25 protein-coding genes are annotated in these 24,246 nt (G+C 67.8%); 9 read left to right on the top strand and 16 right to left on the bottom strand.

Features of this window, described 5'->3' with window-relative positions; all coding sequences use genetic code 11:
- The first annotated feature begins 128 nt into the window (after positions 1-128).
- Positions 129-2,726: an ATP-dependent Clp protease ATP-binding subunit gene (locus ACWZHB_RS09220; protein WP_427907514.1), complete on the top strand. Its 2,598-nt coding sequence runs from the start codon at positions 129-131 to the stop codon at positions 2,724-2,726.
- A 56-nt stretch (positions 2,727-2,782) separates the two neighbouring features.
- Here the strand turns inward: ACWZHB_RS09220 and ACWZHB_RS09215 are convergent, their stop codons facing one another.
- From ACWZHB_RS09215 to ACWZHB_RS09200, 4 genes are all read right to left on the bottom strand, one after another.
- Positions 2,783-3,175, bottom strand: a complete 393-nt coding sequence (locus ACWZHB_RS09215; RefSeq protein ID WP_427907513.1) for a hypothetical protein — start codon at positions 3,173-3,175, stop codon at positions 2,783-2,785.
- A gap of 133 nt (positions 3,176-3,308) precedes the next feature.
- The gene (locus ACWZHB_RS09210) at positions 3,309-4,157 is read right to left on the bottom strand and encodes a carbohydrate-binding protein (protein WP_427907512.1); all 849 of its coding nucleotides are present in this window, start codon (positions 4,155-4,157) and stop codon (positions 3,309-3,311) included.
- Between the two features lie 396 nt (positions 4,158-4,553).
- The gene (locus tag ACWZHB_RS09205; RefSeq protein WP_427907511.1) at positions 4,554-5,351 is read right to left on the bottom strand and encodes an N-acetylmuramoyl-L-alanine amidase; all 798 of its coding nucleotides are present in this window, start codon (positions 5,349-5,351) and stop codon (positions 4,554-4,556) included.
- A gap of 162 nt (positions 5,352-5,513) precedes the next feature.
- Positions 5,514-6,752: a cytochrome P450 gene (locus tag ACWZHB_RS09200; RefSeq protein WP_427907510.1), complete on the bottom strand. Its 1,239-nt coding sequence runs from the start codon at positions 6,750-6,752 to the stop codon at positions 5,514-5,516.
- A gap of 215 nt (positions 6,753-6,967) precedes the next feature.
- Between ACWZHB_RS09200 and ACWZHB_RS09195 the strand changes: the two genes are divergently transcribed.
- Positions 6,968-7,522 carry a TetR/AcrR family transcriptional regulator gene (locus ACWZHB_RS09195; protein ID WP_427907509.1) on the top strand — a complete coding sequence of 185 codons (555 nt, stop codon included), beginning with the start codon at positions 6,968-6,970 and terminating at the stop codon, positions 7,520-7,522.
- 30 nt (positions 7,523-7,552) lie between these two features.
- Here ACWZHB_RS09195 and ACWZHB_RS09190 read toward each other — a convergent pair whose 3' ends face one another.
- The 4 genes from ACWZHB_RS09190 to ACWZHB_RS09175 all read right to left on the bottom strand — a co-directional run bounded on the left by ACWZHB_RS09190 (position 7,553) and on the right by ACWZHB_RS09175 (position 9,995).
- Complete coding sequence (locus ACWZHB_RS09190) at positions 7,553-7,930, bottom strand: DUF5313 family protein (protein ID WP_427907508.1); 378 nt, start codon at positions 7,928-7,930, stop codon at positions 7,553-7,555.
- Entirely contained in the window at positions 7,930-8,388 is a 459-nt protein-coding gene (locus tag ACWZHB_RS09185; RefSeq protein WP_427907507.1) for a MarR family winged helix-turn-helix transcriptional regulator, read from the bottom strand. The genes ACWZHB_RS09190 and ACWZHB_RS09185 overlap by 1 nt, the downstream gene beginning before the upstream one ends.
- An 89-nt stretch (positions 8,389-8,477) precedes the next feature.
- On the bottom strand, positions 8,478-9,353 hold the full coding sequence (locus ACWZHB_RS09180) for a siderophore-interacting protein (protein WP_427907506.1): 876 nt from the start codon (positions 9,351-9,353) through the stop codon (positions 8,478-8,480).
- Between the two features lie 39 nt (positions 9,354-9,392).
- The gene (locus ACWZHB_RS09175; RefSeq protein WP_427907505.1) at positions 9,393-9,995 is read right to left on the bottom strand and encodes a TetR/AcrR family transcriptional regulator; all 603 of its coding nucleotides are present in this window, start codon (positions 9,993-9,995) and stop codon (positions 9,393-9,395) included.
- A 124-nt stretch (positions 9,996-10,119) separates the two neighbouring features.
- Here ACWZHB_RS09175 and ACWZHB_RS09170 point away from each other — a divergent pair, with 124 nt between their 5' ends.
- A complete protein-coding gene (locus tag ACWZHB_RS09170) occupies positions 10,120-10,509 on the top strand; it encodes a nuclear transport factor 2 family protein (RefSeq protein ID WP_427907504.1) in 390 nt (129 codons plus the stop codon).
- A gap of 33 nt (positions 10,510-10,542) precedes the next feature.
- On the opposite strand, the gene ACWZHB_RS09165 is transcribed toward ACWZHB_RS09170, so the two are convergent.
- Genes ACWZHB_RS09165 through ACWZHB_RS09145 form a run of 5 tightly spaced genes read right to left on the bottom strand, consistent with a single transcriptional unit; the run spans position 10,543 to position 14,439 of the window.
- On the bottom strand, positions 10,543-11,748 hold the full coding sequence (locus ACWZHB_RS09165; protein WP_427907503.1) for a cytochrome P450 family protein: 1,206 nt from the start codon (positions 11,746-11,748) through the stop codon (positions 10,543-10,545).
- A complete protein-coding gene (locus ACWZHB_RS09160) occupies positions 11,745-12,347 on the bottom strand; it encodes a GTP-binding protein (protein WP_410875655.1) in 603 nt (200 codons plus the stop codon). Before ACWZHB_RS09160 ends, ACWZHB_RS09165 begins: the two co-directional genes overlap by 4 nt.
- Positions 12,322-12,672 (bottom strand): DUF742 domain-containing protein, encoded by a 351-nt coding sequence (locus ACWZHB_RS09155; protein ID WP_194827562.1) that lies wholly within the window; start codon positions 12,670-12,672, stop codon positions 12,322-12,324. Before ACWZHB_RS09155 ends, ACWZHB_RS09160 begins: the two co-directional genes overlap by 26 nt.
- Entirely contained in the window at positions 12,669-13,082 is a 414-nt protein-coding gene (locus tag ACWZHB_RS09150; RefSeq protein ID WP_427907502.1) for a roadblock/LC7 domain-containing protein, read from the bottom strand. The genes ACWZHB_RS09155 and ACWZHB_RS09150 overlap by 4 nt, the downstream gene beginning before the upstream one ends.
- Complete coding sequence (locus tag ACWZHB_RS09145) at positions 13,060-14,439, bottom strand: sensor histidine kinase (protein ID WP_427907501.1); 1,380 nt, start codon at positions 14,437-14,439, stop codon at positions 13,060-13,062. Before ACWZHB_RS09145 ends, ACWZHB_RS09150 begins: the two co-directional genes overlap by 23 nt.
- Before the next feature lie 294 nt (positions 14,440-14,733).
- On the opposite strand from ACWZHB_RS09145, the gene ACWZHB_RS09140 reads away from it, so the two are divergent.
- Entirely contained in the window at positions 14,734-15,165 is a 432-nt protein-coding gene (locus ACWZHB_RS09140; protein ID WP_194827560.1) for a type II toxin-antitoxin system Rv0910 family toxin, read from the top strand.
- A 64-nt stretch (positions 15,166-15,229) separates the two neighbouring features.
- Here the strand turns inward: ACWZHB_RS09140 and ACWZHB_RS09135 are convergent, their stop codons facing one another.
- Together ACWZHB_RS09135 and dapA are read right to left on the bottom strand one after the other, a co-directional pair.
- The gene (locus ACWZHB_RS09135; RefSeq protein WP_427907500.1) at positions 15,230-16,768 is read right to left on the bottom strand and encodes a DHA2 family efflux MFS transporter permease subunit; all 1,539 of its coding nucleotides are present in this window, start codon (positions 16,766-16,768) and stop codon (positions 15,230-15,232) included.
- A gap of 66 nt (positions 16,769-16,834) precedes the next feature.
- Positions 16,835-17,725: a 4-hydroxy-tetrahydrodipicolinate synthase gene (gene dapA / locus ACWZHB_RS09130; RefSeq protein WP_427907499.1), complete on the bottom strand. Its 891-nt coding sequence runs from the start codon at positions 17,723-17,725 to the stop codon at positions 16,835-16,837.
- A 71-nt stretch (positions 17,726-17,796) separates the two neighbouring features.
- Here dapA and ACWZHB_RS09125 point away from each other — a divergent pair, with 71 nt between their 5' ends.
- Positions 17,797-18,669, top strand: coding sequence for a LysR family transcriptional regulator (locus ACWZHB_RS09125; RefSeq protein WP_427909120.1), 873 nt, complete (start codon positions 17,797-17,799; stop codon positions 18,667-18,669).
- A gap of 14 nt (positions 18,670-18,683) precedes the next feature.
- Here ACWZHB_RS09125 and ACWZHB_RS09120 read toward each other — a convergent pair whose 3' ends face one another.
- Positions 18,684-19,418 carry a GntR family transcriptional regulator gene (locus ACWZHB_RS09120; RefSeq protein WP_427907498.1) on the bottom strand — a complete coding sequence of 245 codons (735 nt, stop codon included), beginning with the start codon at positions 19,416-19,418 and terminating at the stop codon, positions 18,684-18,686.
- Positions 19,419-19,553: 135 nt separating this feature from the next.
- Between ACWZHB_RS09120 and ACWZHB_RS09115 the strand changes: the two genes are divergently transcribed.
- From ACWZHB_RS09115 to ACWZHB_RS09100, 4 genes are read left to right on the top strand one after another with little or no spacing between them, the layout of a single operon-like run.
- Complete coding sequence (locus ACWZHB_RS09115; protein ID WP_427907497.1) at positions 19,554-20,546, top strand: BMP family protein; 993 nt, start codon at positions 19,554-19,556, stop codon at positions 20,544-20,546.
- A gap of 6 nt (positions 20,547-20,552) precedes the next feature.
- Entirely contained in the window at positions 20,553-22,199 is a 1,647-nt protein-coding gene (locus ACWZHB_RS09110; RefSeq protein ID WP_427907496.1) for an ABC transporter ATP-binding protein, read from the top strand.
- Positions 22,196-23,311, top strand: a complete 1,116-nt coding sequence (locus ACWZHB_RS09105; protein ID WP_427907495.1) for an ABC transporter permease — start codon at positions 22,196-22,198, stop codon at positions 23,309-23,311. Before ACWZHB_RS09110 ends, ACWZHB_RS09105 begins: the two co-directional genes overlap by 4 nt.
- Positions 23,308-24,234, top strand: coding sequence for an ABC transporter permease (locus ACWZHB_RS09100; RefSeq protein ID WP_427907494.1), 927 nt, complete (start codon positions 23,308-23,310; stop codon positions 24,232-24,234). Before ACWZHB_RS09105 ends, ACWZHB_RS09100 begins: the two co-directional genes overlap by 4 nt.
- The last annotated feature ends 12 nt before the right edge of the window (positions 24,235-24,246 follow it).

Below are 24,246 nucleotides of genomic sequence, written 5' to 3'. Positions count from 1 at the left end.
ACGTCGGGGATGTGAAACTGTCCAATTGCTTGCACACCGTCCGAGGATGCCGAAGTATTGCTGGCAGTACCGACCCGATCTGCATGAGTCGCCGTGGGACACGGCGCGACGAGCGAAAAGGTGTGGACATGACAGCGAGCTGGGCGAGTTCCCGCGATCCCTTCGACGACATCTTCCAGCGGTTTTTCGGTTCCGGGATGTCATCGAAGCCGCCGGTACAACGGATCGATCTGGGCAAGCTGATGACCGACAACGCGAAGTTGCTGGTCGGTACCGCCCGCGAGGCGGCCCAGGAGTGGGGCAATCCCGACATCACTCCCGAACACCTGCTCTACGCCGCCACCGAAGCAGAGCCGGGGCGCAGCATCGTCGCCGAGCTCAGCCTCGATCCCGACCAGGTCGCCGAGCAGATGGAGGACTACCTCGACACCGGCGAACCCAGTGAGGGCGACCTCGCCGACATCACGCTCAGCCCGGCCACCAAGGTCGCATTGCGCGCGGCCCAACGGCAGGCCGCTCAGTCGGGCAGCAGCTACATCGGCCCCGAGCACATTCTGCTGGGCATCGCCTCGCTACCGGACAGCGTCGCGGCGCAGGCGCTGGTCGCGGGAATCGCGGCCACCCAGAGCGGGGGCGTGCCCGCGCCGGGAACCCCGATGGCGACCGCGCCCTCGAAGCGTCAGCAGCCGGAATCGGACACACCGACGCTCGACGAATACGGACGCGACCTCACCGCCGAAGCCCGCGAGGGCCTGATAGACCCGGTAGTCGGCCGGGCGGAGGAGATCGAGCAGACCATCGAGATCCTGTCACGGCGGCGCAAGAACAACCCGGTGCTGATCGGTGACCCCGGCGTCGGCAAGACCGCGATCGTGGAGGGGCTTGCGCAGCGGATCGTCAACGGGGACGTGCCCGTCACCCTCGCCGACCGCCGCGTCATCGCGCTCGATGTCGGCTCGCTGGTCGCGGGCAGCAAGTACCGGGGCGAATTCGAGGAGCGGCTCACCAAGATCCTCGACGAGGTCCGCGCCCACAAAGACGAGCTGATCGTCTTCATCGACGAGCTGCACACCATCGTCGGCGCCGGTGGCGGTGGCGAGGGCTCGATGGACGCGGGCAACCTGCTCAAGCCCGCGCTGGCTCGCGGCGATCTGCACGTGGTCGGCGCGACCACCATCGACGAGTACCGCAGGTATATCGAGAAGGACGCCGCGCTGGAGCGCCGGTTCCAGCCGGTGATGGTCTCGGAGCCCTCGGTGGAGGACACCATCGAGATCCTGCGCGGCCTTGCCGATGTGTACGAAGAACACCACCAGGTGCGCTACTCCGACGAGTCGCTGATCGCGGCCGCGCAGCTCTCGGATCGCTACCTCACCGACCGGTTCATGCCCGACAAGGCGATCGACCTGATCGATCAGGCGGGCGCGCGGATCCGATTGCGTTCGGGCACACCCGATCCGGAGGTGCGGGCCAGGGACGAGGCGATCGCCCGGCTGTACCGGGAGAAGGACGCCGCCGTCGACAACGAGGACTACGAGAAAGCCAAGGCGCTCAAGGCCGATATCGACGCCGCCGAGCAGGATTTGGCGGAGTCCGGTGCGACGTCCTCGGAGCCGATCGTCGATGTCGTCGATATCGCCGAGGTGATCTCGAAGCGCACCGGCATTCCGGTGGCCGATCTGACCGCCGAGGAGAAGCAGCGCCTGCTCCAGCTCGAAGATGTCCTGCACAAGCGGGTGATCGGGCAGAACGAGGCAATCGTGGCGATCGCCGAGGCGGTGCGCAGGGCACGGGCCGGACTCAAGGATCCGAACCGGCCGATCGGGTCGTTCCTGTTCCTCGGCCCCACCGGTGTCGGCAAGACCGAGCTGGCCAAGGCGCTCGCCGAAGCGGTGTTCGGCGACGAGGACCGGCTGATCCGGTTCGACATGAGCGAGTTCCAGGAAAAGCACACGGTCTCGCGGCTGGTCGGTGCACCGCCCGGATATGTCGGCTACGACGATGCCGCGCAGCTCACCGACAAGGTGCGGCGGCAGCCGTATTCGGTGATCCTGTTCGACGAGGTCGAGAAGGCGCACCCCGATGTGTTCAATGTGCTGCTGCAGCTGCTCGACGACGGGCGCGTCACCGATTCCAAGGGCCGCACCGTCGATTTCAAGAACACGATCGTGATCATGACGTCCAATATCGGTTCGCACGTGATCCTCGAGGCACCGCCCGGTGAGCTCGACTCGATCGTGCCGCAGCTCGAGGAGCTTCTGCGCCAGCACTTCCGGCCCGAGTTCCTCAACCGGATCGACGAACAGATCGTGTTCCACCGCCTCGACAAGGCGGAGCTCGAGCAGATCGTGGAACTGATCCTGGACCGCACGCGGCGCATGCTCGCCGCGCAGGACATCGAGCTCGAGATCAGCCAGTCCGCGGTGGACTGGCTGGGCGAGCGAGGTTTTCAACCGGAATTCGGTGCGCGGCCGTTGCGCCGGACGGTGCAGAAGGAGCTCGACAACCGGGTCTCGCGACTGCTGCTCGACGGTGGTCTCGAACCCGGCGACACGGTGAAGGTCGACACCACCGACGACGATCTGGTCGTCACCGCGGTGCGTCCCGGAGGTAAGGCCGACACCAATGGTTCGGCGCCGACGCCCGCACCGAAGAAGTCGGCGAAGAAGCCCGCCAAGAAGGCCGCGGGCAAGAAGGGCGACGGCAAGAAGCTCGCCTCGAAGTAGCGGATCGACGACTGTGGCCCGGTTCGCGCGAACCGGGCCACAGTGTTGTCGACGGGTCAGCCGCCGGTGACCACGCAGGATTCGCCGAAGAGGAATCCTCGTCCCACCGAAACGTTCGCGCTGCCGGCGATACCGTCCTGGACGGCTGTCAACGTGTGGGCGCCGGTGTACGACGGCACCCAGTCGTACATGGCGACGCCGTCGGTCGGGGCGACCACGGCCAGCAGTGCGCCGTTGTCGTAGAACGCGACAGGAACGATGCCGACGCTGAGCCTGGCCAGCAACTGGTGGGTGCATCCGGTGCCGAAGTTGGTTGCCGAACCGACGCTGAGGTTGGGCTTGACCGTCAACTGGGAGACACCGGCCGAGGCGGTCGGCGCGCCGAGAGTCGTTGCCAGCAATACTGTCCCGATGGCAGCGACGGTCAAGGCTGATTTCCTGTCACTCATATCTCACGTCCCTTGTGCTGCGGGGCCGACCGAACGCGAGGCCGGCGAGTCGGTCCCCATCCTCACCCCATCGTGGGATGGATGGTGGGAGAACACACGAAACGTTTCCGCTCGCCCGCCCGCAACGCTCGAGTTATATCCGCGACCAGAGTGCGGGCGTGTTCGGCGGCGTCCAGTTCGGATCGTGGACGGTGTGCGCCTGCCTGCAGCTGTAGGTGGCGCCCTGATAAGTCACCTTGTCGCCGATCGCATAGGTGGCGCCCTGACGCCACGCTGATCCGGCAGGAGCGGTGGTGGTCGGGTGTTCGTGGCCCGGGGTGGTCGTGACGGGCGGCTTCGTCGTCGCGGCCGGGGGTTTGGTGGTTGTCGACGGCGGTGTGGTGGGAGCCGGGGTGGTGGTGGCCGGCTGGGACGTGGTCGGTTTCGGGGTGGTCGTAGTCGGCGGTGTACCACCACCGATCTCGAGATCGACACAACTGTAGAAAGCGGCCGCGGTGTCACCGATATTCCAGACCGCACGCAATTTCTGCCGCCCGGAATAGTTCGACAAATCGACGGTATGCGTTACCTCCATGGCCGGCTGCGCATTCTGGCCGTCGAACACGGCAACCCGCGTATTGCCGATAAAATACTCCCAATTCAAGGTGCGATGGTTCGCGGTGTTCTTCCATGTGAATCTCGTACTACCGGAAACCTTCTGCGGGACCCAGCCGAGGCTGTCGTCATCGAGTTCGAGGTATTTGTTCGCACTGCAGTTGGTGAGCCCCTTCGGACCCTCTACGCTCTGCGGTTCATATTTCACCGCTCCGCAGGGCACGAGCCCACGGGCACATTGTTCCTGCCTGCTCGCCGGCCCGGTCACCCAGCCGTGGGCATTGACACTACCGACCGGCACCAGCGCAGTGACAAGAGGCGCCAACGCCATTGCGCCGGCGAAGAACAGAATTCGACTTCTCACTATCAATACTCCTTGGAAACGCATACGGAGGACGGCAGGGGCCGGCTTGCCGTCCGGGAAACATTTCGAGCGATGACACTGAACACTTCGATATCGAACTGTGATTCAGGACAGTAGAGCGGAGAAGATCAACCGTCAACCACTCCGGTAGCGAAAAATACCGCTACCGGCCGGTATTCACGCAAAGTTTCACAGGCGTGCGAACTCAGCGAATAGCAGCGATTCGAACCAACCGGTTTCTCTTCGCGGCAACCAAGGAGTTAATCCCCCAGCTGACACGGGTGTACAGATTTGCCAGCGGTCGGCAATAGGTAGCCATGTCGACAACAAGCCGCCTTACTGATCCAACGACGAGGCGGTCTGAAGTGGGCGTGGCGAACTTTGCGCGACTCCTCCAAAATCCACTGGAGGCCGTCTCGGTCAACCGAGGAACGCGAGGATTCCGGCCGTGATGAGCTCGGCGTAGCGGGCCCGCCCCGCCGGGGTCTCGATGAGCGCGGCGTCGGTCGCCGACCGCATATTGCCGCATTCGACCAGCGCGCTCGGCCGCTCGGCCAGGTTGAGCCCGGCCAGATCCGCCCGCGGGTCCAGCCCCGCCGAGCCCACATAGGTAGAGGGCACCGCGCCACCGGCGACCATGGCATCGCGCAGCGCGATCGCCAGTCGGGTCCCCGACTCGGCCTGGACCGGGTTCAGCGGAGGTTCGGCATAGGCGATGTGGAATCCGTGTGCGCCCGCGCCGGTATTGCCGTCGGCATGGATCGAGACGACCGCGTCGGCGCCGGACTGATTCGCGATCGCGGCACGCTGATCGACGCACGGACCGACGCCGGAGTCGTCGGCGCGAGTGAGGATCACCCGCACACCGCGCGCGGAAAGAGCGTCACGCACCCGCTGGGTGACATCCCAGGTGAATTCGTGCTCGGCGTACCCACTCGCGGCCGAGGTGCCGGTGGTGTTGCAGGGCTTGGTCCCGCCGCGCCCGTCGGGCACCGGCGCGTTGATCTGCGCGAGGTGCGTGGCGTTGCCCCCGTTGTGACCGGGATCGAGGACGACAGTGCGGTTGGCGGCGGGGAAAGTCGACGGCACGGGGCTCTCCGAGGATATGGCCGTCGCGGTCGACGTCGTCGGGTTCGCATCCGTGGTGGCGGACGCGCATCCGGCGAACAACGCTGTCGTCGCGAGCAGGCAGGCGGACAGGAACTGACGGGGACGCACCCCGACACCGTGCCACACCCCGCCCACAAGACAACGCCGTCCGTGCAAGGTGACGCTCGCGCCGCCTGCTGTCCACCGAGCCCGATCAGTTCAGCGCTGCTCGCCTCCCGGCGAAGGCGCCATTGCCCGCGAGACTACGAGTCCGGCCGTCGTGGACCGAACTCAGCGCCGAGCAATGCGCAGCGGAAGCGTCGCGTGGCGGCGGGCGAAAAGACTGGGCACCCAGCGTGGCGGCTCCGCATCGATCAGCGCGAACTGTTCAGTCCGTTCGAGGAGCAGTGTGATCGCGGCGGTCGCTTCGAGGCGGGCCAGGGCGGAACCGATGCAGAAATGGGCGCCCATACCGAACGCCGCGTTGGCACGTCCGCGGGGCCGGTCCAGGTCGACGACGTCCGGGTCCGGGTAAGCGGCGGGATCGCGATTGGCGGCTCCCCAGAGCAACAGCAGGTGGCTGCCCGCGGGTAGGTCGACGCCGGCGAGCTGCGTGTCGGCCACGACGTGGCGGTGGTGTCCGCGGAAGGGCGACTCCAGTCGCAGCACCTCGTCGAGCAAGGCGGGAACGAGCTCGAGACGTTCGCGCAGACGGGTCTGCAGTGCGAGATCGGTGGCGAGCAACCGGGCCGCCGACGCGATCAGGCCCGCGGTCGATTCCCCGCCCGCGCCGATCAGCTGCACCACGATCAGCACCGCCTGCTGCTCGTCGATCTTGCCCGCCGCCATCGCCTCGACGAGCACCTCGAGCAGTGTTCGCGGCGAATCCCGTTCGGCTACTGGTTCTTTCGCACCGCTGATCGCCAGGTACGCGTAGTGGGCGAGCTCGGCCGCCGAGGTGATCAGCGCGGTCATTCGCCCGTCGGCCACGACACCACCCAGCATCTCGGTGGAGTCGTAGGCCAGCGAGAGCAGTGTCGGCACGTCGGCCGCGGGCAGGCCGACGAGTTCGGCGATCAGCGCCAGGGGCAAGCGATCGGCGACCCCGGTGGCCCAGTCGATCCGATCACCGTCGAGTTCCTCCACCCAGAGCTGTTCGGTGAGTGCGGTGACGACCGGGCCCACAGTGCGGATCCTTTTGGCCAGCGCGGGTCCGACGATGCCGCGATGGGTGGCGTGGATGTCGTCGTCGGCCGTGGCGAGCACGTGCAGACCCTGCCCGGTCGCGTCGAGGTCGAAGGTCGTCGGCGCCGCACCCGGCTGGGCGACGAGCACTGCGGTCAGATGGGAGGAGAACGCCGCCGGGCGCCGGGTCGCCTCGGTGACCGCGGCCCACGAGGCGACGAGGAAGAAGTCGGTGCCGGGCACCCGGTAGACGGGCGCTTCCTCGCGCAGGGCGCGATACATCGGGTAGGGGTCGTCGAGCACCGCCGGGTCGAACAGGTCGATCGCTGCGAGGTCTGTGGTCATGGCCGCCGCCTTTCCTGGTCAGGCTGTCGGCGCTCACCGTGCATCGCCGAGAGGCACGCGGTCAACGACTGTCTCACACTGAGACAGCGGGGCGATGTCGTTGTCGTGCAACCCGCTGCGAACTTCTTCGAAAACAGTCCCTGCCTGGCTGGATTCGGATAGACAGATTTCATCGAACGTCTCGAGATGAGACAGTCAGCGTTGGAGGCTCGCCGATGACCGACCATGTGGACTGGCTGACCGGCGGCGACCGACGCACCATCGCGGTCGACCGCATCGAACGCGCGGCCCTCACACTGTTCCTCGAACACGGCATAGACAACGTCACCGCCGACGACATCGCCGCGGCCGCCGGTTGCTCACGCGCGACGCTGTATCGCCACGTCGGCGGCAAGGCACAACTGGTGCGGGCCGTGATGGTCCGGGCCGCGGGCTCCGTCGTCGCCCGCGTCGAGGCGGCCGTCGACTCCGTTCCGCCCGGCCGACGACCCGTCGAGGCCATCCTGGCCGCCGTCGCCGCCATCCGCGCCGACCCGGTGCTGCGCCAATGGCTGATCCGGCACCGCTCCCCCGATACCGACGAATTCCTTGCCGGCGCACCGGAACTCGGCCATATCGCGACGGCGCTCACCAGGATCGCACCCGACGACGAGGCCGCGGGCTGGGTCGTGCGCGTCGTCTTGTCGCTGCTCACCTGGCCGCTGCCCGACGCCACTGCGGAACGTCACCTGGTCGAACGATTCATCGGGCCCACCCTCCGTGCGGGCTGACTCCCCGTTCGATCACGGCGGGAACGCGGCTCAGCCGCGGTGGTGGCGACTCTCGTAGGCGACGCGCTCGGACTCGGCCCGGCGGCGTTCGGCCTCGTTCGCCAACTCGGGATCGAAGCCGTGACTGACCAGGCGGTGCCGCCGGTACACATAGACCAATGCCACGGTGAAGTAGACCAGCGGCAGGTAGAGCAGCGCCATCATCGACAGGCCGATCCACAGCGGGCCTGGGACCAGCAAGAACAGGCACAGCACCGGAAGCACAGGCAGCAGGAAGCGCATCAGGTATCGGCGGGTCGCGCCGGGACCGGTGAGGTCGGCGAGCACCCAGTCCGCCATCGCGGGCGGCAGGGTGCCGCCGGTGAGGTAGCGAAGGCGCTGCCAGAGATTCGGGGTCGAGTTGCTCATTACTGGTCCCTCACATCGGATGCGCGTCGCGCGGCCGCGTTCACCCGGCCGAGGACATCGCGCAATTCTTCCAGGTCCGCGAGGCTCACGCCGAGGCGTGCCACCACGGCGGGCGGGATCCGCTCGGCCTGTTCGCGCAGGTCACGGCCCGCCTCGGTGAGGTCGATGTGCAGCGTGCGCTCGTCGTGCGGATCGCGGCGGCGGGTGATGAGACCGGCGGATTCGAGCCGCTTGAGCAGCGGTGACAACGTCGCGGAGTCGAGCTGGATCGCCTCGGCGACAGCCTTCACCGACATCGGTGCCTCACCCCACAGTGCGAGCATCACCAGATACTGCGGATGCGTCAGGCCGAGCGGTTCGAGCAGCGGCCGGTAGACCGCCAGTACCGATCGATTGGCCACCGCCAGGGCGAAGCACACCTGCCGGTCGAGCCGCAACGGGTCGTCGAGCTCCTGCATCGTCCACCACCTTCCTTAGCCCACACACTATTACGCCACTAACAGTTAGTGCAATAACTATTAGTGGCGTCACAGCGGCGCGATGCGCGTCAGTCCTCGTCGACGAGCGGCTCACCGGCCGCGGCGCGGCGCACCTTCTCGCGGCCGTTGTCCTCCTCGGTCCGGCCCTGCCGCCAGTAGCCGGTGAAGGTGATGGCGCGCTTGTCGACGCCGCGGTCGCGGACCAGATTGCGCCGGGTGAGCTTGACCAACTCGGCCTCACCGGAGATCCACGCGTAGGGCGCGCCCACGGGAAAATCGGCGGCGCGGACCGCGTCGACCACCGCCTCGCCGTGCGGGCGATCGCCGCGATGCACCCACTCGATCCGCACATCGCCACGGGTCTCGAACCGCTGCTCGTCGGCCGGGCCGTCGACCTCGATGAATGCCCGCACCGGCGCACCCGCGTCGAGGCGTTCGATGATCGCGCCGATCGCGGGAATCGCGGTCTCGTCACCGACGACCAGCTGCCAATCAGGATCGGCGGGCGGCGTGTAGAGCGCGTGCGGCGGGCAGAGCAGGCCGATCTCGTCGCCCGGCGCCGCGGTCGAAGCCCAGTCCGAGGCGGGGCCCGCGTGCTCGGCGTGCAGGGCGAAGTCGATGTCGAGCTCGCCGAGCTCGGGCCGCTGCGCGCGGATCGTGTAGGTGCGCATCGGCGGGCGGATCTCGTCCGGCATCGCGAGATACTGCTGGTACCAACTCATTACGCTGCCGGGGTCCGCCAGCGGCGGCGGCACGACGGGCCGCGGCCTGCCCGGAAGCGGGAAGAAGAGCTTCGTGTACTGGTCAGGCCCGGTGTCGGCAAGGGCTGCCGGGTCCTGGCAACCGAGGGTGATCCGCACCATGCGCGGCGTCAGCCGCACCGCACGACGAACCATCACCGGCGCGTAGACCATAGTCGGTCGGTTCACAGTCCCAGTAGTCATTAGGCAAGGCTAACCTATTGACAGGCCATCCGACATGCGTCAGTCGACGGCCAGACCGGAAATGATCTGCTCGATCACCCCGCGGACGGCGACGATGTCCCCCGCCTCCGCGGAATTCGCCAGATATTGCGCCGCCTCGTCCAGCGCGCCCACCACCACCAGCGCCAGTGGCCGCACCGGCTGCTTCCTGATCCGTCCGGCGGCCATGGCCCCCGCCATCGCGTTCTCCACCAGGCCGATCGTGTGCCGCACTTCGATCTCGCGCCACCGACTCCACCCGAGTACCGCGGGCGCGTCGAGCAGCGCGATCCGCCGCACCTCGGTCGCGGTCGAGGCCTGCAACCACGCCAGGCAGCCCACGATCAGGCTCGCGATCGGATCCTCGGCCCTCGCCTCGGCAACGGCGGTGGCGATCACCTCGACCAGGCTGCGCTCGAGATCCTCGAACACCGCCTCGAACAGATCCCGCTTCTCACTGAACTGGTGATAGAGCGCGCCGCGACTGACCCCGGCTGCCTCGGCCACCGCGATCGTGCTCACCGCGCCATAGCCGAACTGCCCGAACAGTTCTCGCCCGGCGCGGATCACCGCGGCACGCGTCGAGGCCGAGCGTTCGGCTTGGGTCCGGCGATCAGGATTCATGGCGACGTCGAAGTCTAGGGCAGGACGACGGCCACGGCGGATCCGAGGCCCTTCGCCCCTTGACCGGCCGCACCCGATCCGGGAACATACAGTCACCCTGTTTGTATATTGGAAGGGCTTGGCTATGTCCGATGCCACCAAAGATCTGTTCGAGCGCTATCACGCCTGCTGGGCCGAGCGTGACCCCGACCGGATCGCCGCGCTGCACACGCCCGATTCGGTCTTCCACCTGCATTCCGGGAGCGCACCCGCGCACGGACGGGCGGAGATCCGCACGGCCGCGGCGCAGACCTTCGTCCTCGTCCCCGACCTGGTCTTCACCCAGCTCGACCTACGCGTCGGCGACGACTTCTGGGTGGTGCGATGGAAGCTGTCCGGCACCTCCGTCACCGGCGGCGCCGTCGACGTGGATATCGCGGACATGGTGACCGTCGAGGACGGCGCGGTCAAGGCGAAGCACACCTACGTCGACGGTGTGGCCATGCAGGCTGCGCTGACCGCTCCTTCCGCCTGACGCCACCACTGCCGGTGCCGCCCCGCGTGCGATTCAGGGCATCGGCAGTGGCGGTGTCTTCGGGAATCGCACGGGCAGCGCCGCGAGCGACCGATGGAACGGCCCTGGACGCCACACCAGGTCCTCGACGGGCACGGCGAGGGTCAATTCCGGGAGCGCGTCGAGCAATTGGTCGATCGCGTCCTGCACGATCAGGTACGCCACCGGCTTGGCCGGGCAACCGTGCGGGCCCGCGCTCCAGGCCAGGTGCGCCCGGCTGTCGACGACATCGCGCCCGGCGATGGCCGGATCGTTGTTGCAGGCCGACATGCTGATGACGACCGGTTCGTGCGCGGGCAGCCAGGTGTCCTCGATCAAGATCGGCTGACGCGGGTAGGTCATGCAGAAGTTGGCCAGTGGCGGATCGGTGAACAGCACTTCGTCGAGTGCGTCGCGGGTGGACAGACTGCCGCCGAGCACACTTCCCGCGAACCGGTCGTCGGTGAGCATCAGCCGCAAGGTGTTGACCACCAGGTTCAGCATCGGCTCGATGCCCGCGCCGTAGAGCACCAGCAGTTGGTGCACCATCTCCTCGTCGGTCAGGGCAGCGTGGTGCTGGAGCAGGCGGGTGGCGACGTCGTCACCGGGCTCGCGCTGGCGCAGCCCGACCAGGTCGGCCAGAGCCGCGGCGAGCAGGTTGTTGCCCGCCTCGGCGTCGTCACCTTCGAAGATCTGCGCCATCCCGGTGGCGACCTGCTGCCCGATCTCGGGCGTGCACCCGAGCATCGAGTTCAGCGCCTGGAACACCAACGGAAAAGCGTACTGGCTCAGCAGGTCCGCCGATCCGGTCGCGCAGAAGCTGTTGATCAGCGGAATGGCGAACTGTTCGACGGTGCTGTGCATCGCGTACAGATCCACCCCGGCGATCCCGGCGACATTGGCCTGCCGGTACCGGGCGTGCTCGGCGCCGGTGGTGCGCAGCGCGGCCGGCCGGAACTGCAGCATCGGCAGCACCGGACAGTCCTGCGGGATGTCGCGTTCCCACATGCGCGGGTCGGCCGGGAAGTGCTCCGGATCGTTGAGTATGCGCACCGCGGTGTGATAGCCGATCACCAGCGTGGCCCGGATTCCGGGCGAGAGTTCCACCGGCACCACCGCGCCGAATTCGGCCCGCATCCGCTGGTAGGCGGCTTGCGGATCGGCGGCGAATTCGGGTGCCCACATCGCCACCCGTTCGTCGGCGGCGATATCGACCGTCATGACGCTGTTGCTTCCTGCCTACGAAACAGATACTCCGCCAAGGTGATCAGCGCGCGCAGACCCTGATCACGGCGACGGGCGTCGAGCGCGATCACCGGCGTACCGGGGGCGAGGTCGAGTGCCTCACGCACTTCCTCGAGCGGATAACGCCGGAATCCCTCGAATTCGTTCACCGCGACCGCGTAGGGCACGCCACGTTGTTCCAGCGCCGAGAGCACGTCGTCGGCCTTCTCGATGCGCCGGGTGTCGACGAGCACCAGCGCGCCGAGGGCACCGCGAGCCAGTTCCTCCCACAGCGGGGCGAACCGTTCCTGACCGGGTGTGCCGAAAAGATACAGCGCCAGTTGGGGATTCAGGGTGATGCGGCCGAAATCCAGTGCGACCGTGGTCGATACCTTGCTACCCAACCCAGCCATGTCGTCGACACCGATGCTGGCCTCGGTGATCGTCTCCTCGGTGCGCAGCGGCCTGATCTCGGACACGCCGCACACGAAGGTGGTCTTGCCGACGCCGAAATTTCCTGCGACCAGGATCTTCACCGACCGTGTCACGGTTTCCGCGACGTAGTCGACCTCATCCCGCGATGGCGCGGAGGCCATGCAGCACCTCCTTGATCAGTGCGAGTTCCGGTTTCACCTGTGCCGGGGTCGGGCAGTGCAGGTGACCGCTGTCGAGCAGATCCGAGACGATGATCTTCACGACGGAGGCGGGTAGGTCCAGATAGGCCGACAGTTCGGCGATCGAGAGCGCGCCGCGGCGGCTGGTGAGTGCCAGCAGGCGACGCTCGTCGGGGCGGTGATCGGGACGTGCGTCGTCGACGGCACGGACCAGGGTCACCAGGTCGAGATCATGGGCGGCACGCACCCGCCCGCCGGTGCGCACATAGGACCGCACCAGGTCGGGATCGCGCCTGCCGCGGCTCAATTCCTCCCGCCTAGGCGGGGCGCGCTGCCGATCTCGTGGCCTACGCGCGAGGCCAGTTCGTTCATCCGATGCGCCACGAGCGCGACGTCGACATCGGCGGTGGTGGCGACGCCGAGCAGGGCGCCCGCACCGGCGGCGGTGATCATGATCATGCCCTCGTCGTACTCGGTCATGTTCTGACGCACCGCGTTCGACGAGCCGCCGCAGAATTCGCCGAGCGCCTTGCCGAGCGAGCGCAGGCCGGAGGCGGCCGCGGCGAACCGTTCGGCGTCGTCTTTGACCACGCCGCGGGAGTGGGCGATGCGCAGCCCGTCATCGGACAGCAACACCGCGAAGCGGACGCCGGGGATCTCCAGATCCTCGAGCAGCCATGCCAATCGGTTGGTGCTATCGGCTACCGGTGTGCTCATCGGCTGTTCCTTCCGTGGTTCGCTCGGCCGCAGCGGCACGACCGCTGCGGGATCCGCTGCGCCAGGCAGCGGCGAGGTCGGGGCGCGCCTGCCCCGACTCGGTCGTTACCCCCGCCGAATCCGGGGCAACAGGTCGGCGGCGGCGCTTGGGCAGCCCACCGCTGGTGATCTCGTGAACGTCGGCGCCGGGCGATTCGACCTCGGCCACCGGTACCGGAATATGGGCCGGCGCAGCGAGTTCGGGCTCGGGCAGCCGCGGCGCATCCCCGCTCACCAGCAGCGCCGACGGCACGTACACCATCGCGCGCATGCCACCGAAGATGTTGGGCCCGTCGACGTGCACGGAGAATCCGTAGCGCCGCGCGAGCGCCGCGATGCCGGGGAAGCCGACCTTCGGCGCGGGACCGAGGTCGTGGATGTCGACCGCGCGTTCGCCGGTGAGCACCAAGCGCGCGTCCTCGAGTTGCTCCGGGCTCATGCGCATGCCCGCGTCGTCGATGATCACGGTGACACCGTGATGGCCCTCCTGGAAACCGATCTCGACGAACGACGACGGCGGCGAATAGCGCAGTGCGTTGTCGAGCAGGGTCGCCATGGTGTGCACGAGTGGTTCGACCGCGCGGCTGATCACGATCCGGTCGGACTGCGACGCACGCACCCGCAGGAATTCCCTGACCCGGCCGGTCGCGCCGCCCGCCACATCGGTGAGCGACTGCTGTGGCCACCGGCGCCCGGGCAGACCGCCGGAGACGATCACATAGGACTGTGCCTGGCGGATCATCTGCTGCACGGTGTGGTCGATCCGGGTGAGTGTCTCGTAGATCGCGTCGTCGCGATGTTCGCGCAGCGCGGCGCTGACCACCTGGCCCAGGTCGGTGCCGAGGCTCACCACCGAGGTACCGAACGAACGCACCGCGGCGCTGGTGGCCGCTCGCGAGGACGCCGCGAGCTCATCGCGGGCCTGCTCCTGTGCGGCCGTGACCTCGTTGACGCGGCGCTGCTCGCCGTAGCGTTCGACCATCGCCCTGGTTTCCTCGACGACCACGCGCAGATCTTCGGCGTGACCGGTCGCGATCCACTGCAGGGCCTGGCCGAATTGCGAATCACCCAGTTCCACCGGCACATCCACCGCGATCGAGGGGATCTCGTGCCTGCGCACGGCCGCGGTGATCGCGGGCAGTGTGGTCTGCGCCAGCTGCATCAGGGCGTTCTCACAGGCGAGGCGTTCGCGGATGGCGGCGTCGGCCCGCTGCCGCTGTCGGCGCTCGTTACGCATGGCCAATACACTGACCGCGATCGCGAGCAGTAACAGCGGCGCACCGATGACAAGCAACAGCACCGCGATTCCTGAGTTCATCAGATCTTTCGTCGTCCTCGACCACACGACACCCTTGCCGGTGGCCCTCGCCGGCCGGCCCGCCGAGGCAGTCGCCTTCCACCCCGGGATGGAATCGGATATCCGATTCACACGCTCCGGATTCAGCGACCCGCACACATTAGCAGCACAGTGACAGATCGCGATGTGGATCATGCTGTCCGACACCATGATTCCCCGTGAAACGGGCCAGACTACTGGACGGTTGATCTATTATGGTTCACGATGCCCTGATCCGATCGTCGCGGAACCGCGGGTACCGGATACTATCCCGACGTGGCGAAACTGAAGCTCTCCGTCGATGTCCCCGTCCCGCCGGACCAGGCCTGGGCGCACGCGTCCGACCTCCCGCACCTCGGTGATTGGCTGACCATTCACGAGGCGTGGCGTGGCACGCTGCCCGAGGAGCTCACGCCGGGCACCGTCCTCGTCGGCATCGCCCGCGTGAAGGGTTTCCGCAACAAGGTCACCTGGACGGTGCGCACCGCCGAGCCGCCCCGCAAGCTCGCCCTCACCGGCACGGGCATCGGTGGCACCAAGTTCGGGCTCGGCCTGCTCGTCGAGCCGAGCGGCACCGGATCGAAGGTGAGTGTCGACATCGACCTGGGCGGCGCGCCGCTGTTCGGCCCGATCGGTTCCGCCGTCGCGAAGGCCTTGCGCGGCGATATCGAGCGCTCGCTGGAGATGTTCGTCAAGCTCTACGGCTGACCCCGCAACGCGAAAGCCCGGACGGAACACGATGTTGCGCCCGGGCTTTGCCGTCCGTGAGAGATCAGGCCAACGCCACCACTTCGGCGTCGATCGGAGCCTTCGGTTTGATCCGCGGCAGGAACAACGCCGGGATCAACGTCAGCGCCGCGAGCACCACCGTGACCCAGTAGGTATTACTGAACGCCGTCGCCGCCAGGTCGAGTCCCTGTTCGAGCACCGACGGTGGGATCTGCGCGGCGAGGTCGGGCCTGGCATTGGCGCCGATCGCGACCTTCGCCTCCGGATGATCGTTGAGCTGGGCGGCCAGCACGACCGACATCGTCGCCGTGCCGATCGACGCCGCGGTCTGGTTGATGATGTTCATCAAGGTCGACCCGCGCGCGACCTGGGCGTGCGAGAGCGTCTGGATCGCGGCGGTCATCACCGGCATCATGGTGCAGCCCATGCCGAGACCCATCACGAACAGCGCGCCGCCGATCCACAGGTAAGAGGTGTCGGCGCCCAGCTGGGTGAACCCGGCCAGGCCGATGGTGATGAAGGTGATGCCGAACATGACGATTTTGCCGGGGCCGATCTTGTCGACCAGGAAGCCCGCGATCGGCATCGTCAGCATGGCACCGATCCCCTGCGGCGCCATCAGCAGGCCGGTGTCGAAGGCCGTTTCACCGCGAACCTGCTGCAGGTAGTTGGGCAGCAGGAAACCGGCCCCGAAGAACGCGATCGCGAACAGTGACATCGTCAACACCGAGGAGCGCAGCGACGTGTTGGCGAACAAGCGCAGGTCGATGAGTGGGTGCTCGGTGCGCAGCGCGTGGAATACGAACGCCACCAACAGCACCACGCCGATGATCGCGGGAATCAGCACACGCGCGGCGAGCACGGTGCCCTTCTCCGGGATCGAGGACACGCCGAACAGGAACAGCGCCAGACCAGGGGAAGCCAGCAGCATGCCGAGGAAGTCGAACGATTCCGACGGCTTCGACTTGTCAGCGGCGAGCACGATGTAGGCCAGTACCAGCGCGACCAGGCCGAGCGGCAGGTTGATGCGGAAGATCCACTCCCACTCCCCGTCGGTGACGTCGATCAGCCAACCACCGAGGATCGGGCCACAGATCGGGCCGAGCAGCATCGGGATGCCGAGCACCGCCATCACTCGGCCGATCCGCTGCGGACCGGCGGCATGGGTCATGATCGTCATGCCGAGTGGCATCAACATGCCGCCGCCGACGCCTTGGACCACCCGGAACGCGATGAGCGATTCGATACTCCAGGCGATCGAACACAGCAGCGACCCGATGACGAAGAAGGTCAGCGCGGCCATATAGAGACGTTTGGTGCCGAACCGGTCGGCTGCCCAACCGGTCATCGGGATGACAGACGCCAGTGCCAGGGTGTAGGCGGTCATCGTCCACGCGACGACCTCGATCGAGGCGTTGAACGTCTCCATGAATGTCGGGATCGCCACGGTGACCACAGTGATGTCGAGAATCGACATCACCGCACCGAGGACGACGACGCCCGCCACCTTCAGAACGGCGGCATCCAGCTTGTCGGGAGTGCGATCGGGCGCGGCGGCACCGATATCCGGAGGTTTCGTCACCGGTTAACCCAAGCACTTTTCGGTGCCGTTGACCAGTGAAATCTATTGTTCGTGATCCATGCGGTGTCAGACCCGCGTGATCGTCGCCGCCTCGCTCGCCATGAGCGCCGCCCTGGTCGCGACGCTGGAGGCGGGCAGCATCGGCAGGCGAACGGCCGGGCTGGGGATCTGGCCGCGCTCGGCGAGCACCGCCTTGATGACGGTGGGGTTGGGCTCGGCGAACAGGGCCGCGCCGAGTGCGTCGAGACTGTTGCCGATGCTGCGCGCCCTGGTGACATCGCCGGTGCGCCAGGCGTCGATGAGGTCCGCGTACTCGCGAGGCGCGATATTGCCCGCGGCCAGAATGGCACCGTGCGCGCCGAGCGCGAGCAGCGCCGAGGCGAATCGGTCGTCGCCACTGAGCACGGTCGCCGGGGTACGCGCGGCCAGCAATTCGACACTGGCCGCGTCGATTCCGCCGACGGCGTGTTTGAAGCCGGCGATATTCGGTGTGTTCGCGAGCCGGATCAGCGTGGTGCCGCACAGCGGGCGGCCGGTGCGGTGCGGGACGTCGTAGACCAGCAGCGGCGCCGGACTGAGCGCCGCCAGCTGCGTGAAGTGCGCGATCACGCCCTCCTCGCTCGGGCGCACGTAGTACGGCACCACCGCCAGCACGGCCGCGACGGGATGCGCGAGTTCGGTGACAGCCCTGACCGATTCCGCGGTGGCATTGCCGCCCGCGCACGCGATCAGTGGCACGCCGCGTTCGGCGCACACGCCCGCGCAGATATCGAGAACCCGAGCCCGCTCGGCGGCGGTGAGAGTGGAGGGTTCGGCGGTGGTCCCGAGTGCGACGAGTCCGGTAGCGCCCGCGTCGAGGACGGCGTGCGCGTGGCGTTCCAGCGCCACGGGCTCGAGTGCCCCCTCGGCAGTGAACGGGGTGATCAGGGGGACGAAGAGGCCGTGTAGCGATGTCATATGTCTATCGTCGAGCCGGACCCACCATCAGGTCCAGTTCACATTCATGATGTCGACCGTAAGCTGAAATGATGCTCGATGTCCGCAAACTTCGCCTGCTCCGCGAACTCGCCCATCGCGGCACCATCGCCGCGGTGGCCGAGGCGCTCAGTTATACGCCCTCGGCGGTGTCCCAACAGCTCACCGCGCTCGAACGCGAAGCGGGTGTACCGCTGCTCGAACGTTCGGGCCGCCGCGTCACGCTCACGCCCGCCGCCCAGCTCCTGGTCGGTCACACCGAAACGATCCTGGCGGCACTCGAACACGCGGACGCCGAATTGGCCTGCACCCGTGACGAACTGGCGGGCACCCTGCGTATCGGCACCTTCCCCACCGCCGCCCGCACCCTGCTCTCCCCCGCTTTGGTCACCTTGAGCACCGACCATCCGCGCTTGGAACTCACGGTCACCGAAATCGACCCGGCCGACATCCCGAACGCCTTACGCGCGGGCACCTTGGACATCGCCCTCACCCACGACTACGACCTGGTCCCCGCCGACGCGGACCCTTCCCTGCAGACCGAACCCCTGCACACCGAAACCGTCTTCCTCGCCACCCGAACCCCCGTGTGCACCGAGGATTCCCTGGCAGCGCACCGTCGATCCCCCTGGATCGCGGGCACTCCCGGCACCCTGTGCCACACCCTCACGATCCGAGCCTGCCAGGCAACAGGATTCACCCCGCACATCCGCCATCACGCCGACGACTTCGACACCGTCCTCACCCTCGTCGCCGCAGGCGCGGGCACCGCCATCGTCCCAGCCCTGGCCCTCTACGCACCGCCGGAACAGATCACACTCACCGCGTTGCCGATCCGCCGCCACACCCACCTCGTCTACCGGAACGGCACCGGCCTACACCCCGCCATCCACGCCGCCCGCGTCGCCCTGCACGCCAGCGGATAGCAACACCAAGTACTTCAGGCGCTCTTGCCCCGCTGGCGGGTTCGGGTAGCCGACACGGGGTCGATGGGGGGCATGGACCACTTCGCGGAAAGGGCAAGGCTGGGTTCCCGGCCGGAAGCTACGTGGCGGTAAGCGATTTCGGCGGCAGCGTCGGGGTCGTTGGCCGCGATGGCGGCGTAGAGGGCTTCGTGTTCGTCGCATTGGGTGCCGGGGTCGCGTTCCTTGGTCAGGTGGAACAGCCAGCGGACTCGGGATTCCAACGGGCGCAACAACGATTGCAGCAGCGGGTTGCCGGAGACTTCGACGATGACGGCGTGGAAGCCGGCGTTGGCGGCGGCGATCGCGGGTTGGTCGCCGCGGGCGGTTGCCTGGCGAGCCGCGGTGAGCTGTGCGCGCAAGGCGGCGAGGTCGACCGCTTCGGCACGCTCGGCGGCCAGGCGGGCCGCGAGGACCTCGAGGCTCTCGCGAACATCGAAGAGGTCGCGCACGTCGGTCACCGTGAACGGGGCGACGATCGCGCCCTGCCGTGGCACGATCACGACCAGTCCTTCGCGTTCGAGCATCTGCAGCGCCTCGCGCAGCGGGATCCGCGAGATGGCCAGTTCGGTGGCGAGGTCGCGTTCCACCAGCCGCTGACCGGGACTCAAACGCAGATCGATGATCCGGTCCCGCAACTCCTCGTAGGCCTGATCCCGCAGCGACTTCTTCGCCGGTTCGTCTGCCACCGCACCATCCTCCTGCTCCCGCACGCCCACCACGGTAGCCCGCTCGTGGCCTGCGACCGTTTCTTACTTTTCCGTAATCTGCCCGTCATCTGCGAGCCCCAGGCTGACACTTAACGGTATACCGCTAAGTGAGCGGTTCGTTCGATCAAGGAGTACCCCGTGCACAAGTCCACTCGGCGCGCGATCGCCTTCGGCTCGGCCGCCCTCGCCGCCGCTGCCCTCCTGTCGGCCTGCGGTTCCGCCGACACCACAGCGTCGGGCGGCAAACTGAAGGTCGGCGTGTTCTTTCCCGGCTCGCTCTCCGATACCGGCTTCATGCAGTCGGGGTACCTCGGCTACCAGCGCATCGCCGACAAGCTCGGCGACACAGTGGAACTCAGCAAGGTCGAACAGGTCGCGGCGAGCGACTATCAGCAGGCACTGGTCCGTTTCGCCTCGACCAACGACCTGGTGATCTCCCTCGGCGGCCAGACCGACGCCGACGTGCGCAAAGTGGCGCCGCAGTTCCCGAACGTGAAGTTCGTCGAGATCGGCGGCCCGGCCGACGCGAAGCCTCTCGCCAACCTCGCCTACTACGACCCGCAGCAGGCCGAGGCCGAGTTCCTCAGCGGGGCGGTGTCGGCGGCGGGATCGAAGTCCGGCGTGGTGGCCTTCGTCGGCGGTGTCGAGCTGCCCGCGATCGTCAACGCCGCCAACGCTTTCAGCAACGGCGCCCGTTTCGCGAAGCCGGACGCGAAGGTACTGACCCCGCAGTACGTCGGCGATTTCAACGACCCGGCCAAGGCCAAGCAGGCCGCGCTGGCCGATTACGGCGCAGGCGCGGGCACGCTCGGGCAGATCGTGAACCTCGGTAAGGCGGGCATGGAGCAGGCCGCGACGCAGTCCGGCGCCACGATGGTCGGCGGTCCGATCCCGGGTGACTGCACCAACCCGGTGTACCTGGGCTACGTGCACACCGATATCGGCGCCGAGGTCGAGTTCGCCGTGAACGCCGCGCTCGACAACTCGTGGAAGGCCGAGAACGTGCGCTTCGGGCTGACCTCGCCCAACGACGGCACCGATTTCGTACTGTGCAGCAAGGACGCCGGGGTCGCCGACGCACTCGCGAAAGCGAAGACGGCCCTGTCCACCGGCGCGGTCAAGCCGTACTGACCCGCGATGAGCACTCCCGCATTGACCCTGCACGGGGTCGGTAAGCGCTTCGGCGACGTCCAGGCACTGCACGATGTGGACGTCACTGTCGAATCCGGCACTGTCCATTGCATTCTCGGCGAGAACGGCGCGGGCAAGTCCACGCTGTGCAATCTCGTCTTCGGCGGCTACCAACCCGACGCGGGGCGAATACAGCTGGGCGGCAAGGCTTTCCGGCCCGACTCCCCCGCCGCTGCGATGACAGCCGGCGTCGCCATGGTGCACCAGCACTTCAGTCTGGTGACCACCATGACCGTCGCGGAGAACCTGCTGCTCACCCAGCACGGACTCCGGCTACGCCGCAAGGACCTGACCGACCGGCTCGACGAGATCGCCCAGCGGTACCGCCTGCGCATCGATCTCGATCAGCACGTCGCGACGATGCCGGTGGGCGCAAGGCAGAAGGTCGAGATCGTCAAGGCATTGCTGCGCGATCCGGCGCTGATCCTGCTCGACGAACCGACGGGAGTGCTCGATCCGGCCGAGATCGACGCGCTGATCGACACCTGCCGCGCCATCGCCGCCGACGGCAAAGCCGTGGTGCTGGTGACGCACAAACTCGGGGAAGTGGCCAGAGTCGCCGACGCCGCGACCGTGCTGCGCCGCGGCACGGTCGCCGGCGGCGGACGGATGTCGACCACCACCATCGCGCAGCTGCTCACCGCGATGGTGGGGCGCACCGCCGCCGACCTCGACCCGACGGTCGCCGCGACCATCGGTCTGGATCCCACCGACGCGGCAGAGGTAGTCGACGTTCCCGCCACGATCGCCGAAATGGGCGCACCCTCACCGAGCCCGACACCCGCCATCGAGCCGGGCCCACCGAGCACCGGCCTCGAGTCAGCCGTCGAATCCGACTCCCCCACCCCGGTTCTCACCATCGACCGGGTGACCGTGCATCGCGCCGACGGCAGTACCGCACTCGACGATGCGCGTCTGGTCGTGCGGCCCGGCGAGATCGTCGGGATCGCCGGCGTCGAGGGCAACGGCCAGAGCGAGCTCGTCGCGGTTCTCGCAGGCGGTACACCGGTGAGCGGCGGCACTGTCACGCTCGCCGATACCGATATCACTACCGCGAACCCCGCCACCCGAACCCGGCTCGGTCTCGGCGTAGTGCCCGAGGACCGCCACCGCGACGCGATGGTCGCCGAGATGACCTTGGCGGAGAACCTCTTCCTCGGCCGACTCGGCCGCTTCCGGCGCTTCGGACTGCTCGACAAGCAGGCGATGGGCCGCGCCGCCCAGGCCGAACTCGACCGCTTCGACGTGCGCGCGGCCGGACCATGGGTGCCGATGGGCTCGCTCTCCGGTGGCAATCAGCAGAAGGTGGTGCTGGCCCGCGAACTCTCCGCCGCGAACCTGCGCTGTCTCGTCGCCGCCCAGCCGACGCGCGGATTGGACATCGGCGCAGTCGATTTCGTGCTCACCCGACTACGCCGCGCGGCCGCTGACGGCTGCGGAGTGCTGGTGGTATCGAGCGAAGTACCCGAGTTGCTGGCGTTGTGCGACCGGGTGTTCGTCGCCTATCGCGGTGCCCTCGCCGGACCGGTGGAGACCTCCGATCCCGCAGCGGCGCACCAGATCAGCGAATTGATGATGGGAGTCGCGGCATGAACAGTCTGCGTCAGTGGGCACACCACCCGATCGTCGTCGCCATCGCGGCGATGCTCGCGGCAGGGGTGATCGGGCTGATCCTGGCCGCCGTCGCGGGCGCGGCCCCCGGCGCCACGATGGCGGCGCTGTGGGAGGGCATGTTCGGCACCGACTACGCGATCGGCGCCTCGCTCAATGTCGCGGCCACGCTGATGCTGGTGGCCGTCGGCTTCACCATCGCCCACCGCGCCGGGCTGGTCAATGTCGGTGGCGAGGGCCAGATCTGCGCCGGTGGCATCGCCGCCACCGCGATCGGCACCACGCTCACCGGCACGCCCGCCGCGATCACACTGCCCGCGGTGCTGATCGGGGCGGCGGCCGCGGGCTGGCTGTGGGCCGCCGTCGCGGCGTATCTGCGGGTCGCCCGCGGCACCAGCGAGATCATCACCACGCTGCTGCTGAACTTCGTCGGCCTGGCACTGGTGCTGCTCGTCGTGCACGAGCCCGCGCTGCTGCGTCAGCCGGTGACCTCCTCGGAGACGCTGCCGCAATCCGAGCAGCTCACCGCGGCCGCGCATCTGCCGCTGCTCGGCATCGAACGCTCCCCCGCGACCATCGCCCTGTGGATCGCCGTGGTGGCCGCGTTCGGCACCGCGATCCTGGTGCGCCACACCGCGCTCGGTACCCGGCTGCGCGCGGTCGGGCTCAATCCCGACGCGGCGGCCCGGCTCGGCCTGCCGGTGCCGCGACTGCGTTTCCTGAGCCTCTCGGCGGCGGGCGCGTTCTCCGGCGTCGCGGGCGGATTGCTCGTGGCGACGGCGCCGTTCGTCCTCGCCGAAGGGTTCTCCTCCGGGTACGGGTTCTCCGGCCTGGTCGTCGGCCTGCTGGCGCGTGGCTCACTGTCAGCGGTCGTCGCGGTGTCGCTACTGCTCGGCTTTCTCGTCTCCGGCGGCATCAACTTGCAGCTGGCCGCGAATGTGCCCGCCTCCACCATCTCCGTCGTGGAATCTCTGATGATCGTGTTCATCGCGGGCGCCGCCGTCTGGACATACCGCCGGCGCAAAACCGAACCCGCTACCCCACCACCGGTTTCGGCAGTAGAGACCGCCGATCTGGCAGGAGCGTCCCGATGAGCCTCGACACGGTCACCGATATCGCCACCAGCGGAATCGGTTTCACCCTGCCCATCCTCGTCGCGGCGAGTGGCGAGCTGGTCAGCGAACGCGCGGGCGTGCTCAATCTGAGCCTGGAGGCGATGATGCTGACGGGCGCGTTCGCCGGTGTGCTCGGCGCCGTCACCACCGGTTCACCGGTGCTCGGCGCGGCGACCGCGGTACTCGCCGCCCTGATCTTCGGTGCGCTGCAGGCGATCTGGAGTATCGGCTTGCGTGCCGACCAGATCGTCGTCGGCATCGCGAGCAACGCCCTCGCGCTCGGCGCCACCACCTACGGTGCCCGTCTGCTGCTCGCCGACGGCAAAGGCCACAGCGTGCCCGGATTCGACGCACTGAAAATACCGGTACTGCACCATATCCCGATCATCGGCCCGGCCCTGTTCGGGCAGACCGCGCTCGGCTATCTGTGCATCGCGGTCGTCGCCGCCTTGGCGTTCGTGTTCTCTCGCCGCACCAAACTGGGCCTGGTGATCGACGCGATCGGCGAAGACGCCGTCGCCGCCGACCGCACCGGCCTGCCCGTGACGGCCGTCCGCTACGGCTGTGTGCTCCTCGCCTCGGTCGCCGCGGGCCTCGGCGGTGCGCAGTTGGCACTGTCAGAGGTCCATTCGTTCAGCGACAACATGACCGGCGGCATCGGCTACCTCGCTGTCGTCGCGGTGATCGCGGGCCGCTGGCGCGCGCTCGGCGTGATCTGGGCGTCGGTGTTCTTCGGCATCGCCCAGGCACTGCAGTTCGCGCTGCCCGCACTCGGTGTCGATGTGCCGTTCGCGCTGCTGGTGATGCTGCCGTATCTGATCGCGATCGTCGCCGTCAGCGGCTTGGTCGGCAACAGCCGCTCGCCGCGCGACCTCACCGTCGCCTTCGCCCGAACTTCCTGACCTGCCACTACT

The organism is Nocardia sp. FBN12, assembly GCF_054031145.1.
The sequence above is the reverse complement of the archived record's forward strand: the minus strand, read 5'-3'. Positions and strand labels throughout refer to the sequence as shown.